Below are 253 nucleotides of genomic sequence, written 5' to 3'. Positions count from 1 at the left end.
TTTGCAGGTACTTGTCGGTACGCCAGTCTTTGGCGAGTTCGACGCTGGCGCGGGCCAGTTGACCGGGGGTCGCCTCCAACTTGGATTCCAGCCGTTCCAGCAGGGTGAAGGCATCCGCCGTGGACCCGGCAAAGCCGGCCACCACGTCAAAGCCGCCGGGGCTGAGCCTGCGGACCTTGCGCGCGGTTCCCTTGATGACCGTCTGTCCGAGGCTCACCTGACCGTCACCAGCAATGACCACGCGGCCACCCTT

Annotated in this window: 1 pseudogene; it reads right to left on the bottom strand. The window is 65.6% G+C overall.

Annotation, left to right across the window (positions count from 1 at the left end):
- Window positions 1–253, bottom strand: a pseudogene (locus tag A3728_RS20680) (ATP-dependent protease subunit HslV); the annotation flags it as partial.

The sequence above is a fragment of the Sulfitobacter sp. HI0040 genome (assembly GCF_001634885.1).
Lineage (GTDB): Bacteria > Pseudomonadota > Alphaproteobacteria > Rhodobacterales > Rhodobacteraceae > Sulfitobacter.
This window is presented reverse-complemented; position numbering and strand designations above follow the sequence as displayed.